Here is a 17,408-nt window from a genome sequence, read left to right as displayed (position 1 = left end):
TAACTTTAATATAATGGTAAAATATCAAAATAGAAATCAAATATTTGAACAGTAAATTAAAGTTTGAGGTAATTACATTATGGAATTGAAACCATTATCTATTTTAAATTATATGAGTAGTACTGATGATTCTATTAATGTTCAAAAAGAGTATGAAAGTAGATTAAATGGGTATTCATCATTTAAAACAGGGCTTTTTCCTATGTTAACGGATAAAAATAAGAAACAATATGATGACTATCCTATATTCTTTATTGAAACAAGAGACATATCACGTTTAAACGCAGATATTTTAAAAAAATCCAGTCAAATCGAAAAATTAAGTTATTCTTTACCAGGAATTGCTCAAGAGAGTTACACAAATTCATTATTAACTAATGAAATACAATTTAGTAATGAAATTGAAGGAGTCAAAACAGAGAGAAAAGAAATTGGAACTATTGTAGATGATTTGCAAACCAATAATAAAACCAATCAAAAAAGATTGGTTTCTACTGTAAAAAAGTATATTGATATTTTAAATGAGCCAGAAATTAGAATTAATGATTTTCAAAAGTTGAGAGATATATACGATAAGTTAACTGATGGATAAATTGAGGAAGGAAAACTTCCAGATGGCGAATATTTTAGGGATAAACCAGTTAGAATCGGAACGGATCTAGAGACGGTTCATAGGCCTCCAATAAATGAGAGAGCTATTAAAGATAAATTACTGTCATTGATTGATTTTATGAATAATGAAAGTGTCCCACCTATAGAAAAGGCGTTGGTTACTCATTTTATGTTTGAAAACACACATCCTTTTATAGATGGAAATGGCCGTATGGGAAGATATTTGTTATCACAATATTTAAGCAAAAAGATTGATCCTTTTACAGCACTATCAATATCCAGCTCAATACATAGTAACCAATCCAAGTATTATAAGATATTTAAAGATGCAGACTTATATGAAAACAGAGCCGAGCTAACCTTCTTTATTCAAAAAATGATGGAAATTATTTTAGAAGGTCAAAATTCAGTTTTAGATAAATTAAATGAATCATTAGATATGCTTAAAAAGTATTTTGCCAAATTAAAGGAAATACTAAAAGTTGATGATACGGAAAACAATATGGAATTTAATTTATTATTCGTTTTTATAGAATCAAAATTATTCAATGTTGATAGTTCTTTGGGAGTAAAAGATACTGCATTGATAAACATGTTATATAAAACTAATACAAAAATGTATAAGAAAATTAAGGTTAAAGAATCCATTCAAAAGTATGAAGATTCTGGAATCCTAATACAGATAAATAAAAGTCCACTGCAACATGAAATTGATTTGGGCAAATTGTTTGGTGATATATAATAAATTTACAGGATAGGTGGCATTATGAAATTTGATAAAATAAAGTTTGTAAGTGCTGGATTTGGACCACCTTCAGATATGTACTGGATTGATTTTGATAAAAAGCTAATGTTTGTTACTAATGATTTCCCAAAACTGTTGAAACCAGGAAAAAGTCAGGATATTTCACTTTCTGAAGAGGATATTTTGAAATTAGATCGTAAATTGCAACGATTGCATTTTGAAAATTGGAATCATGAATACAATGATAATCATATTCTGGATGGCGAACAATGGGAAGTTGAAGTCTACTATCATGATGGAACTGAAGTTAACTATTATGGTTCTAATGCATATCCTGATAATTTTGATAGTTTGCGAAGAATATTTAAGCCGCTCGAAAACATTTATTTATATTAAGTAACAGGCCAGTTATTTCGTTGAGGAATAACTGGCCTATTTAATTTCTTATACAGGAAAATTACGGCAATTTGATGGTCTTTAATCTGATAGAATGAGTAAAGAGTGTAAAAGTTAATTTACAAGAACTAAACAACAAATATATATAAATTTGTTTTTAGTTTAATTTACAGTTATTCGGGGGAATATCATGAGTTTGGAGACTAATGAATTGGCTTTCGAAAGTAATTTGATTGATTATTTAGTCAATCTAGGTGGAACAAAGCAATGGGATTATTTGCCGGGAATTAAAACCACAGATGATTTATGGCAGAATTTTAAAACTATTGTTGAGCAGCATAATCAGGACCGATTAGACGGAAAATTATCTGATGCTGAATTTAAACAGATAAAGGTTATCATCGGACAACTAGAGACACCGTATCAAGCGGGTCAATTTTTGTATGGGATGAATGGAATCTCACAAGTAGAAGTTGATTTGGACAATGGTAAACATGTTTATTTGAAGATTTTTGATCAGGATAATATTGGTGCTGGAGATACTATTTATCAGATCGTTAACCAAATCGAACGTCCGGCTATTATCCCTGGAAGAAAGGCACGTCGTTTTGACACTACATTATTAATTAATGGTTTGCCAATTATTCAGATTGAGGAAAAGGCTGATGGTCATGATGCTAAAGAGGCATTGAACCAGATGCATCAATATATTGAAGAAAATCAATACACTGATATTTTTTCGACATTGCAAATATTAGTAGCAATTACGCCACATGATAGTCGTTATATGGCCAATTCAACTGCCGACAAATTTAATACTGACTTTGCTTTCCGTTGGCAAAAGGCCGATGATAATAAACCTGTTTTTGATTGGAAAGAATTTGCTAATAATATGTTGTCGATTCCGATGTCACATCAAATGGCAACCAACTATATGATTTTGGATGGTACGCCCAAACATCAGATGATTAAAGTCATGCGTCCTTATCAAGTTTATGCAACTCAAAGAGTTATCAGAAAAATTCGTCAGCATACTTTTGGAATTGATGATCCTGGAGTTGGATATGTTTGGCATACTACTGGATCAGGTAAAACAATTAGTTCCTTTAAAGCTGCGTGGTTGGCTTCAAGATTACCAAATGTTGATAAAGTAGTTTTCTTGGTTGATCGTGTTGCATTGACGAATCAGACAGTTGATGAATATAAAGCATATGACCCTGAAAATACCGAGGAAAGTAACGGTGGAGTCGTAACTGATACAGCTAACCGTTGGGTTTTGGAAAGAAAACTTAATAAAAAAGGTAACGGAATTATTGTTACATCTACTCAAAAGATGGATTCAATGGTTAGAAGCAGTAATTTTAAGCAAGTTAATAAGAATATTGTATTTATTGTTGATGAAGCACACCGTTCTACTTCTGGTGACATGTTAAAACGAATCAAAGATGGTTTCAGAAAGTCAGCTTGGATTGGCTATACTGGTACACCGGTTTTCGATACGCATCCAACTACCAGAGAAGTTTTCGGTGATTTGATCCATGCTTATACAATTCGAGATGCAATTGCAGATGGCAATGTTCTAGGATTTAAAGTAGATTTTGAAACAACCTTATCGGATTCAGTTTTAAGAGACCAATATTTACCCGCTTATTTCAAATCTCGCTATCCATCAATGTCTGAACAAGATATTGAAATGCGAATTGATGATATGGCTGATGAAGATATGGATGATACTGTGGAACCATCAGTCTATGACAACAATCCTAAGCATATAGAACTAGTAGTTAAGGATATTATCAAGAATTGGAAGAAACGTTCTCGTAATGGCGAATACAATGCTTTGTTTACGACTCATGTGGGTGGCGGTAAAGCATCAACACCTATGGCAATGGAGTATTATGAAGAGTTTAAAAAGCAGAATGCTAATTTGGAAAATCCATTACGCGTTGGTATCACTTTTAGTCAGGATACTTCAAATAGTGATAAACAATTAAAGAATAATGAATCATTGCGTGAAATCATGAATGATTATAATAAGAAGTTTGGTACTAGTTTTGACGATACGCAAGTTAAAGACTATACGGCTCAAGTTGTTTCCAGATTGAATCGGACAATTGATGATGGAAAGTATTTTGACATTGTTATTGTTGTTGATCAATTATTGACTGGTTTTAATGCTCCTCAGATGAATACTCTATATGTTGATAGAACGTTACAGGGTGCGGCTTTAATTCAAGCCTATTCGAGGACTAATCGTGTTTATGATATGCAGACCAAACCGTTTGGACGTATTGTTAATTATCGCTGGCCACATCATACAGAGGTATTAATGAAGAAGGCTTTAGCCAAGTATGCCAATCGTGATTCGGCTAACATTCAATTAGAATTACCTGTTATAGATGATGGTGTAGTTATACCTCCAGTTGAAGAGACAAAAGAAGAATTAAAGAAGGTTGTTACACAATTAGCAGATTATTCGAATGACTTCACTAGAGTTCCTGACAACGATAATAAGGTAAAAGAAATGTACTCTAGCTTGCGAAAGTATAATCATCTTATGTCTATGATTAAGCAAGATGATAGTTATGATGAAGAACATCCAGAAAAGGTATTAGGCGAATTAGGGATGTCCGTTGATACAGAAGAGGTTTTAACAACAACCCTTAAAAATGAAGTTAAACGAAGAATTGCCATCATGGATCATGTCGATATTTCGCAAGTTGATTTACAGATGGAGCATGTTAAAGCCATTAGAGTAAATTATGATTACCTAGAGGAACTCATTGCTGATTTGATGAATCAGTATCATGATGACGACTTAGATTCAGCTAATAAAACGGCTACTGAAATTCAGAATATTTCTGATAAAGTAGATGACCGTAAATATGCTGAACAAATCAACCAATTTACTAAAGATGTTTTGAATGGCAATATATCGGTTAATAATTATCCAGTTAATCAAAAAGATATTAAAAACCTAGTATCTAATCACAATGACATGCGTTTAAGAAACGATATTTTTGATTACAAGAAAGATTGGGGACTAGCAGATATTGATTCTTCCCAAAAGATAAATAAGATTGTTTTAGGTCACGTTAAAGATGCTGATGATTTAAATATTAATGGTGTCTTGGATGAGATTGTTAAAGAGGGAACAACGGTTTATACGACAGATGCTGAATCATCAAGAGTTAAGAAATTATCGAAAATCAAATACAGAACCCACTTGAGAAGAAGCTTTAAAGAATTTGCTGATCAAATGGTTGAGAAGTACTAGGAGAAATTATGAGTAAAGCACAAGAAATTACTAGTCAAATTTGGGAGATGGCAAACCGTCTTCGTAGTAATATGGATGCCAGTGAATATAGAAATTATATTCTAGGTTTTATGTTTTATCGTTACTTGTCAGAACATCAAGAAGACCGAATGGTTCAAAATGATTTGCTTGATATCGCTGATGGTCAAAGTGTAAATGATGCCTATGCTGAACAAGCTGGTGGGGATGATCTAAGCGACTATTTGGAATAATTAGCCGATTCATTAGGTTATGCCATTGCCCCACAATACACATGGCAGACTATTGTTGATAAAGTTAATAACAATTCTATTGCTCCATCTGATTTTCAAGATATGTTGGATGATTTTAATCACAATGTTGATTTGAACACTAATGCTAAACAGGATTTTCATGGTGTATTTGCGGATATGAACCTAGGCAATTCTCGTTTAGGTCAAACAACTGCTGCACGTGCTAAGGCTTTGACAGAAATTGTTAATTTGGTTGATGAAGTTGAGTATAAAGATGATGATGGTCACGATATTTTAGGTGATATTTATGAATTCTTGATTGCCCAATTTGCAGGTAATTCTGGTAAAAAAGCCGGCGAGTTTTATACTCCTCACCAAGTTTCAGAAGTTTTAGCAAAATTAGTTGCGCAAGGATTAGACCCTAAAGAGGATAAACCAAGTGTTTATGATTTTGCATGTGGTTCTGGATCATTGCTGTTAACTGTTCAGGAACAAATAAAAGACCGTAGATTGTTTTATTACGGTCAAGAATTGAATACAACAACATATAACTTGGCTCGAATGAATTTGATGATGCATGATGTTTCTTATATGAACATGGATTTGCGTAATGCTGATACGTTGGAAAGTGATTGGCCTGATGGAATTGATTCTCAAGGTATCGATCATCCAAGAAACTTCGATATGGTTGTTGCTAATCCTCCATATTCAGCTCATTGGGATAACAATGATAATAAAATGAAAGATCCACGTTTTAAAGATTACGGTGGCTTAGCTCCAAAGACTAAAGCTGACTATTCATTCTTACTTCACGGGTTATATCATTTGAGCTCAAAAGGAACGATGGCAATTGTTTTACCTCACGGTGTGCTATTCCGTGGTGCGAAGGAAGAAAAAATTCGTCGAGCACTTTTGGACAAAAATCAACTGGAATTCCAACCGTTGTTATGGTGTTAAAGAAGAATAAAACTAATAAAGATGTTTTATTCATTGATGCAAGTAATAACTTTGAAAAAGGAAAGAATCAAAATATTCTTCGAGCAGAAGATATTGATAAGATTATGGATACTTATAATGAACGTAAAGATGTTGATAAGTACGCTCATGTTGCCGATTTCAAAGAAATTGAAGAAAATGATTATAATTTAAATATTCCAAGATATGTTGATACCTTCGAGCCTGAACCGGAAATCGACCTCGGAGAAATAACAAAAGAAATAAAAGAAAATAATAAAAAAATTGAAGAAAATAAAAAGGAGTTACTTTCAATGATGAAAGAACTCACTTCTTCTGATGAGAAAACGATGAATGATCTCAATGATTTTATTTCAATGTTGAATGATGAGGTGAACCATAATGGATAAACGTGTGCCGGAGCTGCGTTTTAAAGGGTTTACTGATGATTGGGAACAGCATAAAATCGGAGATTTTCTCAAAGAGAGTAGAATAAAAGGATCCAGTGGACTTACAGCAAAAAAACTTACCGTTAAACTCTGGGGTAAAGGAATTGTACCCAAAGAAGATATATACCTTGGAAGTACAGCGACACAATATTACATTCGTAAAGAAGGCCAATTTATGTACGGCAAATTGGACTTCCTACATCAAGCATTTGGTATTGTCCCTTCTTATTTGGATGGTTATGAGTCCACTTTAGATTCGCCGTCTTTTGACATTAGTAAGAATTTAAATCCAAATTTCTTTTTAGAATACGTTTCACTAGAAAAATTTTATAAATATCAAGGAAGCATGGCTAATGGCTCAAGAAAAGCCAAACGTATCCACCCCAATATATTTTTTGAAATGCCAATATTAATTACAAAAATAGATGAGCAAAATAAAATAGGCAGTATTATTGAAAAACTGAATTTACTAATAGAACTACATCAAAAAAAGCTGAATCTGTACGAAGGGATAAGGAAGTACATGTTACAGAACCTTTTCCCTAAAGATAAGGCAAATGTTCCAAATGTTAGATTTGCTGATTTTGTTGGAGATTGGGAACAGCAACTCATTGGAAATCTACTCAACAATTTATACAACGGGCAAACTCCTTCTAGATCTGACAATCTCAACTGGAATGGTAATATAAGCTGGCTTTCTAGTGGAGAATTAAATAAAGGAACTGTCCTTAAAACAGTTGAAAAGATTACACCCGAGGGAAAATCAGAAGCTAACCTTAAAATTGTACCATCTGGTACATTTGTAATGGCCATTACGGGGTTAGAGGCAAAAGGAACACGGGGAAATTGTGCCATCTTAGGAATAAATACAACATTAAATCAATCTTGTATGGCATTATTCCCAAACAAATCTAAATTGATATCTGGATTTCTTTTTCAGTGGTATATGAAATTTGGCGATGAATACGGAATAAGATATACACAAGGAACTAAGCAGCAGAGTTACAATGCAGAATTAATTAAAATACTACCTATCAAAAATCCAAATATCACAGAACAAAAAGTAATAGTTTCTCTTTTGACAAAGTTGGATGAATTAATTAAAATTCAAAAAAGGCAACTAACGTTGTACGAAAATATAAAAAAATATTATATACAAAAGCTGTTTATTTAATTGCTTTATAAAAAATAAGTTCTAAAATTATTACATCAATTTGGACATTTGAAACATTATTTTTTCATTATCCTGCGTCTGTAATTCCTGAATAATATGTAAGTATGTACTTTGAGTAGTAGTTATATTAGCGTGACCCAATCTTTGGGCGACACTAGCAATCGACACTCCAGCAAACAAAAGTAAAGATGCATGAGTGTGTCTGAGTCCATGGACTGTAATTATTGGAATATTAGCATTTTTACAGAGAAGCTCAAGCCGTTTATTAACAGTTGAATTAAAAATACGTTGATTTACAAAAATTGGTTTATCTACTGGCGTGTTACTTATCATTTTTGCAAATTGAATTGCCAACTGCCAATCAATTTGCACTTTTCTGACTGATGATGAGTTTTTAGTTGGCTGAAATCCGCCAGTTGTGGAACGATAATTCCAAGTCTTATTAATATTTAATAATTGTTTAGTAAAATCAAAATCTTTGGGTGTCAGGGCAAGAGCTTCCGCAAATCTTAATCCGGTTTTGGCTACCAATAATATATACCAATCCCAATTAATTTCAGAATCTAAATTAAGCTGTTTAATAAGCTATTGTAATTCATATTCATTCAAAAATTTTGGCTTCTTCTCAGCAGGTTGCTTACCTTTGATAATTATTTTTCTAGTAGGATTTTGTTCAATTAATCCTTCATCCATAGCATCTAGAATGGCGCCCTTTATTTGATGATGAAAATCTTTCGTGGTTTGTTTCTCATGTTCTAATGCGTAATTATTAATCAGCTCCTGGTAACTTCGCCTTGTTAAATCGCATAGCCTTAAATTGGGAGCTAACTTTATGATCCATTTCAAACTCATATAATATTTATTCAAAGTAATAGTTCTAATTGCATTGACCTTATACAGATTAATCCATTCTTCATAATATTCATGGAATAATTGTGTTGACTTATTTTTAGACATTAAAAAACCTCCGAATAATTTTTGACATGTATTGTCAAAATCATTATCCAGAAGTTTTTTTATTTATGCAGTTCCAAATGTTAAATAAATAATTTTTGAAGATAATATTTTTTTGTTTTTTTCAAGATTAATAATCTATCCTCTTGGAGCTCTGTAAAATTGTCTAATTGTTTTAAAAGGGCTCCAATATTTTCCTGCTCTTTATAATCAGGTGTCTTTATTTTTTGCTTTAAGAAATCCTTAGCAACTAAATTATTCATCATCGTTGCCTTAGTAGTCACTTTTCTCAAAATATATCCCATAATATTCTCATTATTTATTAGGTATTTCCAAAAGTACAAATCATATTTGGCTTTAGGTCGGAAAACATCAAATACATGAGATACAATTCCATTTCCTATGTCATTTTCGACAAAGCGCCCATAAGAAAAGTTTTTACTTTTATGTCCTTCATATGCTATATCACCTTTAAGAAAGATATTATAAGTTTTCATGTATTCTTCAGTGGAATTAGTATTTTGACCAGATTTATAATACATATTTGCAACTGATATTATTTGGCTACTATTAAAAGATAAGTCATTTTTCTCTATCATTTTTTCATAAAGTTCTGAAAACTTACGCTTACCCCAATCTCCACTAAAATCAGCAAATCGCACATTAGGAACTTTTTCCTCATCTGAAGGGAATAGATTCTGTAACAAATACTTTTTTAAGCTTTCGTACATCAATAATTGATTTTGGTACAAGTCTATTAATTCATCTAACTTTTTTAAGATATTGCCTACCTTATACTGTTCAGTTTTATCTACAGGTATTATTAACTTAGAATCGAAAAAGTCAGATGGGGCTATATTTAATAGTCCATGGTTTCTTGCCCCTTCAGTGGCAATCATGGAGATTTCTTTATGCCAATAATTTGTATCATAATACTTTTCTAAAAAATTGCTATCGACATTTGTTGGTTTAAAGATAATGTATAAAGTAGATAGCACGCCCATGTTATATCGATTCAATCGTTTGATAGTTCCCCAAGGGAATCCTTTAGAATACGATTTGTTATATGCAAATTCTCCCTTTTTAATCAAATAGTATCCACTGACATCTTTGCTGGCAATTTTTTTGTTAAAGAATTTTTCTTGATCTATCAGACCCTCTTGCGCAGAAATAGTAAGAGATAATTTTGACTCTAAGTCATTATTTTTTCTTGTTATTCTATTTACAACCTTTTTTAGGTAATGCTGTTCCCAATCGATGTAAAAGATAAGTTTTCGTAAACTCAGGATAAATATAATGAATAAAAATAATATTTTATTGATAGGTGCGTATTATTATTTAATAAAGAATACTGTACTTCTGATTACTTATGTTATTTCGTTATCAAAAGAATTTTTGTTAGCTTGTATTGATTTTTTTAATAAAACAATATTTAAAAATGGTCCTACATTCTGAACAAACAGAATATAGGACCATTATTTGTAATTAGGGAAGGATTAATATTTTTTATAGTAAGTGAATGCCATTTTCGTCACATTTCTTACGTAGGTCTTCAGGCCAAACAGCAGCTTGAACTTCACCAACGTGAGCTTTGCCGAGCAATAACATACATAGACGTGATTGTCCGATACCACCACCGATTGTGTATGGTAGTTCACCGTTCAACAATTGTTTGTGGAAAGGCAATGAGGCACGATCTTCGGCATGAGCCATCTTCAATTGTTCTCTCATTGATTCTTCGCTGACACGGATACCCATACTTGAGATTTCCAAAGCCTTTTGTAAAGGTTCGTACCAGAATAAGATGTCACCGTTTAATTTCCAGTCGTCGTAATCAGGGGCACGGCCGTCGTGACGCTTACCACTCTTCATAGGTCCACCAATTTGCATTAAGAATACACAGCCGAGTTCTTTACAGATGGCATTTTCACGTTCCTTAGGTGTCTTGTCAGGCCAGCGGTCTTCAAGTTCTTGAGTTGTAACAAAGTGAATTTCGTCAGGCAAATGGTGGACAGCCTTAGGGAATTTGTACCAAACTTCGTGTTCCATATGCTTGATAACTTTGAAAATTTGACGAACGGTGCTTTCCAAAGTTTCAGTTGTACGTTCATCTTTAGCAATGATTTTTTCCCAATCCCATTGGTCAACGTAGATTGAGTGAATGTTATCAAGATCCTCATCTTTTCTGATAGCGTTCATGTTAGTGTAAATACCTTCGTGCATGTCAAAGTGATAACGTTTCAAAGCTAGACGTTTCCATTTAGCCAATGAGTGAACGATTTCAATTGTTTCACCGGGCATACCTTTCATAGTAAAGGAAACAGGTGATTCGACACCGTTAAGGTTATCATTAAGACCAGTACCTTTTTCGACCATCATTGGTGCTGATAGACGTGATAAATTCAATTCTTTACCAAATTCGTCTTGGAATGTTTCACGAATGTATTGAATAGCTTTTTGTGTTTCTTTAACTGATAGTTTTGGATCGTAGTCCTTAGGTATAATTAAGTCCATAATAATTTCTCCTTCTTCGGTCGATCAATTGATCGTTTTTCTTAATGAATAAATGCAAAATAAAAAAAGTCTTTCGTCCTAATTATTAAATTAATAATAATTGGGACGAAAGACTTTTTCGCGGTACCACCCAAGTTGCCTATATAAAAATAGGCCACCTCAATAAGAGCACTAGCATGCTCCACCGATGGTAACGTACCGGTTAACGTCTGAACTTACTCTGATTACTCATTTTAGCCAGAAACATAAGAAAGTGTTATTCGGATAATCCATTTACTAATTGGGTTCTCACCATTCCCAACTCACTGTTAGTGTGGAAAATCTTACTCTTCTTTCTCGTCGTTTTTATCTTGTGACACTTATATTAGCATCTTTTTAAAAAAAGTAAATAATAAAATTTGAATTTTATTAATTTTGGCATAATTTCTTAGAACCCCTTTAATGTAAGAAAACGTGATTATTTAAGTTAAAAAATTAGTTCATAGAGTCGAGAATTTCGGTCTGGGTAAGGATAATTGGCATTGAATTGCTCGGGTGTGACTTGTTTAAAGCCGTGCTTTTCATAAAAATAATGTGATCTGGTTTCGCCTTCTGGGGTATCTAAGACTAATCTTTTGAAGTTGTTAGCTTGGGCGAAGTTAAGTAATTCCTGATACAACTTTGCGCCTAGGCGATTTGGTTGCCCACGAAATTTTGGATAAGTGAAGAATTTTTTGAGCACGGCTGTCTGATTTCCAATTGGCAATAAGGCGATGGAACCTACCACTTGATTTTCTTCTAATGCAATCCAGAAATTTCCACCTTTGGATTGATAATAAGAGCTGATTTGGAAAATATCATCTTGTTCAGCCATTTTAATATTTAATTTGGCTTCGATGTTTTGACAATAATTAATTAAGTCGACTAATTGGGCTAGGTGATGGGGATTATTTTGATAAGGAACTATTTGCATATGAAAGCCTCATTTCTTAAACGTTGATTTCATTGTAACTGGCAATCCTATATATGTATAATTGATAGTATGAATAGTGATTATCAAATAAATTGATAGATTGGATAAATTTATGGACGTTCGTGAATTAATAACTTTTAAGACGGTTTCTGAAACACGTAATTTTTCTAAAGCTGCCGATATTTTAGGTTACATGCAATCAACTGTTTCTATGCAGATTAAAAGCTTAGAACTCGAGTTAGGCGCAAAGCTGTTTGAATATAAAAAACGCCAAGTAAGCATTACTGATGCTGGTTTACAGTTGTTGCCTATGGTCGAAAAAACGTTAGAAAGCTTTTCAGATATTAAAAAATGGAATCAAACTGAAACTTCAGGAATCTTGAAGATTGCCGCTCCAGAATCCTTGACGATTTCGGTGATAGCTCCGAAACTACAACAATTTCAAAAACTTTATCCTCATGTACAACTTGAGCTTCAGAATGCGACTTGTTTACATAATGAAGAAGTTTTGTTGCGTGGCGATGTCGATATAGCTTTTATGATGTGGCCTAGTAAACCCAGTAAGAGGTTGATAGATCATGATTTGGGTGAACAAAAAATGGTGTTAGTTAGCTCACAAAAGCAGACTTTTCAACAATTGTTAAATGATAGTCAGGCTACTTTTGTAATCAATGAACCTGAATGTAGCTATCGTAATCAGTTTGAAACTTCTGTTTGGCAGCAACATCAGCGACAATTCAGAACAATCAGTTTGCCAAGTATTGCTGCAATCAAGTCAGTGGTAATTGGTGGGTTAGGATTTAGTTATTTACCATGGGAAATGGTTAAAATGGAAGTTGAGAATGATCAATTGTTTGTTATTAAAACGGATATTATTAATCACGTTCATGGACATCTATTGACCCGCAACTATAAAACTAAATCCAATTTGATTTCTGATTTTGTTAAGGTATTTAAATAAGTTTTGAAGCATATACAGATATTAGATTATCAACTAGCACCATGCGTACTATAATTGAGAACAAATATGTTTATAGGTCTTCTAATGGTGGGTTATGAAAAATTTAAGTCTGAATCGTAAGTCGAAAGTATTAATAATTTTATTAGGGTATTTATTTATTGCCGGTATCATGTATTTAACTTTCCAAAGCAAGAGTATTTGGTATGGCGATGATGTTTATTATCAATTTCAACGTATTCAAGGAATTAGTAAGTCCCTGAAAGAAGGGCTACTGCCGTCAATTTCAACGATAAATTTTGGAGAAATTGGCTATGCAGTCAACATTTTTTATCCCTGGATAACTTTGTTGCCATTTGGAATTGTTTCACTGTTTAATGGCAATCCGATTTCGGCGTTTTATATGGCGTTGTTCATTTATTTTTTAGCATCGCTACTGATTAGTCATTATTCAATGTATGAATTCTCAGGTTCACATTTACAGGCGTTAATTTTTACATTGATTTACAATTTTAGTACCTATCGTTTGATTGATTTATTGAGCCGGGCAGCCTTAGCCGAATATATTGCGACTATCTTTTTACCGTTGTGTTTTCTAGGATTTTATGAAACATTCTTTAGAAATTATCATAAATGGTATTTATTTGCACTGGGATTTGGGGCCATTATTTTAACTCATGTGCTGACAACGTTTATGACAATGTTAATTTTTATCGTCTTCTTATTGTTTAATTTTATGAAAATAAAACCGTTTAAAGAGCATACGACTGCATTGATAAAAGCTGTCGTGACAACGATTTTGATAACTTCAATTTATACTGGACCATTCATTCTTGAAGAGTTATTCCAGAAGTTTCCCAAACCCGATCCGCAAATATTGAAAGGATTGGAATTAACCAAGTTTTTGAAAGTAACTATGCAAAGTAATGCCAGCCGTTTTGTGGAAGGAAATCTCTATAATCCAGGCTTGATAGTTTTAGTTATTTTGATAGTCGGAGCGATTTATTTTGTAAAATTTAATAGTTTAAATAAAAAGATTTATTTAATGGGATTGGCATTATTCTTGATTTCGACTAATCTTTTTCCATGGAATGTTTTGCAAAATACTCCAATCAGCGTAATTCAATATCCTTATCGATTATTGATATTTGCAACATTATTTGCGGCGGTCAGTGGATCATTGATGATAACTGAGTTAGTACGCCAGCGTGACATTAAGATACAGTGGGGTGTGGCAGCTTTATGTGGAATACTGATGATGGGAATTTGGTTTTGTTCTTTCAAATCAGCAACGAATCACACCATGATTTCTGATCCTCATGGAGTTATTGATACGGCGATGATTAATGAAGACAGGATTCCAGATTCTTATTTAAATCAATATGTTCCCAAGGAGACTTTGAATTATTTATCTTCGGTTATAGAACATCAGATGTATATTAACGATAAAGTTGTAAAAGCAGTTCCACATGATAATCGTGATACTGCAGTTTTGAAAATTAATAAATTGCAAAAAGGCGATGATATTAATTTACCAATAATTCGATATCGTTTGACCAGAGTATCAGTGAATGGTAGACCAGTGCCATTTTGGACTAGTACTCGAGGGACCATTGAATTTAAAGCAAAACAAAGTAGTCGAAATAATCGGATTGTTGTATCTTATGGGAGCAGTAAGTTGTACGCCGGTTTGATTTGCTTAACGATATTAGGGTTTTTGATTATTGCAGGTGATGTTTTCTTGCAGAAACGTTTGAAGTTGATTGAAGAATTGAGTATATAAAAAAGTGTTGCTGGAATTGGTTAGAATTCCAGCAACACTTTTTTTAATGAATCAGTAAAGTAATGAAATTAAACAATAATTTTCCACCATACAAAATAATAATCACGCCACAAATTAAATTAATAATCCGTAAAACTTTAGCGTTGAATTTATCTTTAAATTTGGTAACCACGGCATTTAACACGATAAACCAAAGTGCCGAAGCAATCCCAACACCCGCGATGAATACTGGATAACTATAAGTTGGCAAGGTCACTTGAAAAGCTCCGAGCATCATTGAACCATCGATAATTGCTTGCGGATTGAACCAAATTACGACGAAAGCTGAAGTGATAGTTTTAAAAATTGTCATTTCTGGCGTAGCTTCCGCGCTGATATCTGTCGTTTGTGATCGAAGCAAGTTTATCCCCATGTAAATTACGATTAAACTACCAATTAAAAGAATCGCTAACTGTAACCACTCGAATTTTTTCATGACTGCTCCGATACCAAAGAAGCATGAAAAGGCCAGTGCCACGTCGAAAATTATGACTATTAATGTCGAGAAAAATGATTTACGCCGTGTCTGTGTGAGTGCAGCGTTGATGACGAAAAGATTTGCCAGACCGATTGGAGCATCATATGCAATCCCCATTGTTAATCCCTGTAAAAAGAAGTTCATGATTAGTCCCCTTTACCAACCAAATAATGTGTTATATATTGACTACAGTAATGATTATATCGGTGTTGCTAAAAGATGTAACCAACCAAAAATAAACTTTCGACCCAACCAAAAGGAGTAAATTATGAAACGAGTTCGTCCGATTCAAATTGCTTGGAAACCTGATAAGAAAAGTAGCACTCCAGTTTACCGTCAAATCGTGCAATATATTTGTGACAAGGTAGCTAATGGTGAATGGACAATTGGCTCAAGATTACCTCCGCAACGGGCTTTAGCAGAATCTTTTGGAGTCAATCGCAGTACTATTTCGACAGCAATCGATGAATTAACTTCCTACGGAATTATTTCTGGAAAGTCGGGTGCTGGTACTCAAATCGTCAGTAATACGTGGTCACTGATGTTGCCGACCAAACCAAGTTGGAAGAAATTGATTTCGTCTGGATATTTACAAGAGAATAACCGCCGAATGCAGCAAATCAATCGACTCGAATTTGCCCCTGATATTATTCGTTTAGGAACCGGTGAACTCGACCCTAGGCTGTTTCCACAAAAAATGTGGACGGAAGTTTTACAAAAGATGAGTGTTGAAATAACTTCATTGGGGTACGCTGAACCACTGGGAATACTGACTTTACGAGAAGCAATTGTTGAACATATGAAACAATTTGGTATCAATGTTTCAACTAAAAATGTTTTGGTGACATCCGGAGCTTTGCAAGCGTTGCAATTAATTTCTTCATGTATGTTAGAAGAAGGTAGCACGGTTTTCACGGAAGCACCAACATATTTGAAGTCGTTACAAATGTTTCAATCGGCCGGATTAAATCTAAATGGTATTTCGATGGATCAAGATGGCATGGAATATTGGAAAATTGCCAAGCAATTGCAGAAATCAGAATCATCCATTCTCTATACGATTCCGACTAACCAGAATCCCACTGGAATCACGATGAGTAATGCTCGTCGTCAAGAATTGATGAATTTTTGTATAAAAAATAGACTGCCAATCATTGAAGATGGAGCCTATCAGGAATTATGTTTTGATGGTGAATCTGCATTGCCTTTGAAAGCTATCGATGATAACGGCATGGTCATGTATCTTGGCAGTGCATCGAAAACTTTGGCACCGGGATTAAGAATTGGTTGGGTGATTGCCTCTGAACCAGTGATACAACGACTTGGTGATGCCAAAATGCAGATGGACTATGGAGCAAGTTCTCTGTCACAGTTGGTATTCGCGGAGTTTTTACAGAGTGGTAAATATAAGGAATATCTAATTGGTTTGAAGAAAATTTTAAAGAAACGTCGAGATAATGCTTTGAAAACTTTGGAAAAGTATTTTCAGGATATTGCGACTTGGGATGTGCCAATTGGTGGATTTTATATTTGGCTGACATTCAATGATGATGTTGAAGTTGACGATTTATTTGAGCGTGCTTTGGACAAGGGAATACTGTTAAATACTGGTGATATTTATGATTTTAAACATAATCGTTCCCTCAGGTTGTCGTTTGCATACCTAACTTGCGAAGAATTTACAGCAGCGATGAGAACCATTCGTAATGGACTCTATTAATAGAAATTAGCAATAATTTTAAGTGAATATTTCAGAAAAATAATACCAGTTTATTGTTGCTTTTCTGAAACTTTACATAATATTTACATGAAATCTACAATAAATCTACAACTCCCCGATATGATTTAAAAGTTAAAACTTATAGAAACCAT

The 17,408-nt window shown here is 33.5% G+C and carries 12 protein-coding genes, 2 pseudogenes and 1 other annotated feature; of the genes and pseudogenes, 9 read left to right on the top strand and 5 right to left on the bottom strand.

The window, feature by feature from the left end:
* Positions 1 to 79: 79 nt before the first annotated feature.
* From JP39_RS10625 to JP39_RS10600, 6 genes and pseudogenes are all read left to right on the top strand, one after another.
* Positions 80 to 592 (top strand): Fic family protein, encoded by a 513-nt coding sequence (locus JP39_RS10625; RefSeq protein ID WP_048699089.1) that lies wholly within the window; start codon positions 80 to 82, stop codon positions 590 to 592.
* Complete coding sequence (locus JP39_RS10620; protein WP_082330695.1) at positions 593 to 1,354, top strand: Fic family protein; 762 nt, start codon at positions 593 to 595, stop codon at positions 1,352 to 1,354. It begins immediately after the preceding gene.
* Between the two features lie 24 nt (positions 1,355 to 1,378).
* Positions 1,379 to 1,753 carry a hypothetical protein gene (locus JP39_RS10615; protein ID WP_041500275.1) on the top strand — a complete coding sequence of 125 codons (375 nt, stop codon included), beginning with the start codon at positions 1,379 to 1,381 and terminating at the stop codon, positions 1,751 to 1,753.
* A 190-nt stretch (positions 1,754 to 1,943) separates the two neighbouring features.
* A complete protein-coding gene (locus JP39_RS10610; protein ID WP_041500277.1) occupies positions 1,944 to 5,030 on the top strand; it encodes a type I restriction endonuclease subunit R in 3,087 nt (1,028 codons plus the stop codon).
* An 8-nt stretch (positions 5,031 to 5,038) separates the two neighbouring features.
* Positions 5,039 to 6,645, top strand: a pseudogene (locus tag JP39_RS10605) (type I restriction-modification system subunit M).
* Positions 6,638 to 7,858, top strand: a complete 1,221-nt coding sequence (locus JP39_RS10600) for a restriction endonuclease subunit S (protein WP_041500279.1) — start codon at positions 6,638 to 6,640, stop codon at positions 7,856 to 7,858. Before JP39_RS10605 ends, JP39_RS10600 begins: the two are co-directional and overlap by 8 nt.
* Positions 7,859 to 7,888: 30 nt before the next feature.
* On the opposite strand, the pseudogene JP39_RS10595 reads toward JP39_RS10600, so the two are convergent.
* From JP39_RS10595 to JP39_RS10580, 4 genes and pseudogenes are all read right to left on the bottom strand, one after another.
* A pseudogene (locus tag JP39_RS10595) lies at positions 7,889 to 8,815 on the bottom strand (site-specific integrase).
* 80 nt (positions 8,816 to 8,895) lie between these two features.
* Positions 8,896 to 9,903 carry a restriction endonuclease subunit S gene (locus tag JP39_RS10590; protein ID WP_053085055.1) on the bottom strand — a complete coding sequence of 336 codons (1,008 nt, stop codon included), beginning with the start codon at positions 9,901 to 9,903 and terminating at the stop codon, positions 8,896 to 8,898.
* Between the two features lie 415 nt (positions 9,904 to 10,318).
* On the bottom strand, positions 10,319 to 11,326 hold the full coding sequence (asnA, locus tag JP39_RS10585; RefSeq protein WP_041500282.1) for an aspartate--ammonia ligase: 1,008 nt from the start codon (positions 11,324 to 11,326) through the stop codon (positions 10,319 to 10,321).
* Positions 11,327 to 11,424: 98 nt separating this feature from the next.
* Positions 11,425 to 11,675 (bottom strand) — a binding site (T-box leader).
* Positions 11,676 to 11,792: 117 nt separating this feature from the next.
* Complete coding sequence (locus tag JP39_RS10580; protein WP_041500283.1) at positions 11,793 to 12,278, bottom strand: GNAT family N-acetyltransferase; 486 nt, start codon at positions 12,276 to 12,278, stop codon at positions 11,793 to 11,795.
* Between the two features lie 100 nt (positions 12,279 to 12,378).
* On the opposite strand from JP39_RS10580, the gene JP39_RS10575 reads away from it, so the two are divergent.
* Positions 12,379 to 13,239: a LysR family transcriptional regulator gene (locus tag JP39_RS10575; protein ID WP_137619731.1), complete on the top strand. Its 861-nt coding sequence runs from the start codon at positions 12,379 to 12,381 to the stop codon at positions 13,237 to 13,239.
* Between the two features lie 94 nt (positions 13,240 to 13,333).
* On the top strand, positions 13,334 to 15,019 hold the full coding sequence (locus JP39_RS10570) for a glycosyltransferase family protein (RefSeq protein ID WP_041500285.1): 1,686 nt from the start codon (positions 13,334 to 13,336) through the stop codon (positions 15,017 to 15,019).
* Between the two features lie 43 nt (positions 15,020 to 15,062).
* On the opposite strand, the gene JP39_RS10565 is transcribed toward JP39_RS10570, so the two are convergent.
* On the bottom strand, positions 15,063 to 15,680 hold the full coding sequence (locus tag JP39_RS10565; protein WP_041500286.1) for a LysE/ArgO family amino acid transporter: 618 nt from the start codon (positions 15,678 to 15,680) through the stop codon (positions 15,063 to 15,065).
* A 124-nt stretch (positions 15,681 to 15,804) separates the two neighbouring features.
* Here JP39_RS10565 and JP39_RS10560 point away from each other — a divergent pair, with 124 nt between their 5' ends.
* Entirely contained in the window at positions 15,805 to 17,256 is a 1,452-nt protein-coding gene (locus JP39_RS10560; RefSeq protein ID WP_041500287.1) for an aminotransferase-like domain-containing protein, read from the top strand.
* Positions 17,257 to 17,408 lie beyond the last annotated feature (152 nt).

Origin of the sequence: Companilactobacillus heilongjiangensis, assembly GCF_000831645.3 — a bacterium.
GTDB lineage: Bacteria > Bacillota > Bacilli > Lactobacillales > Lactobacillaceae > Companilactobacillus > Companilactobacillus heilongjiangensis.
Note: the sequence above shows the minus strand (reverse complement) of the source record. Positions and strands in the feature narration are given on the sequence as shown.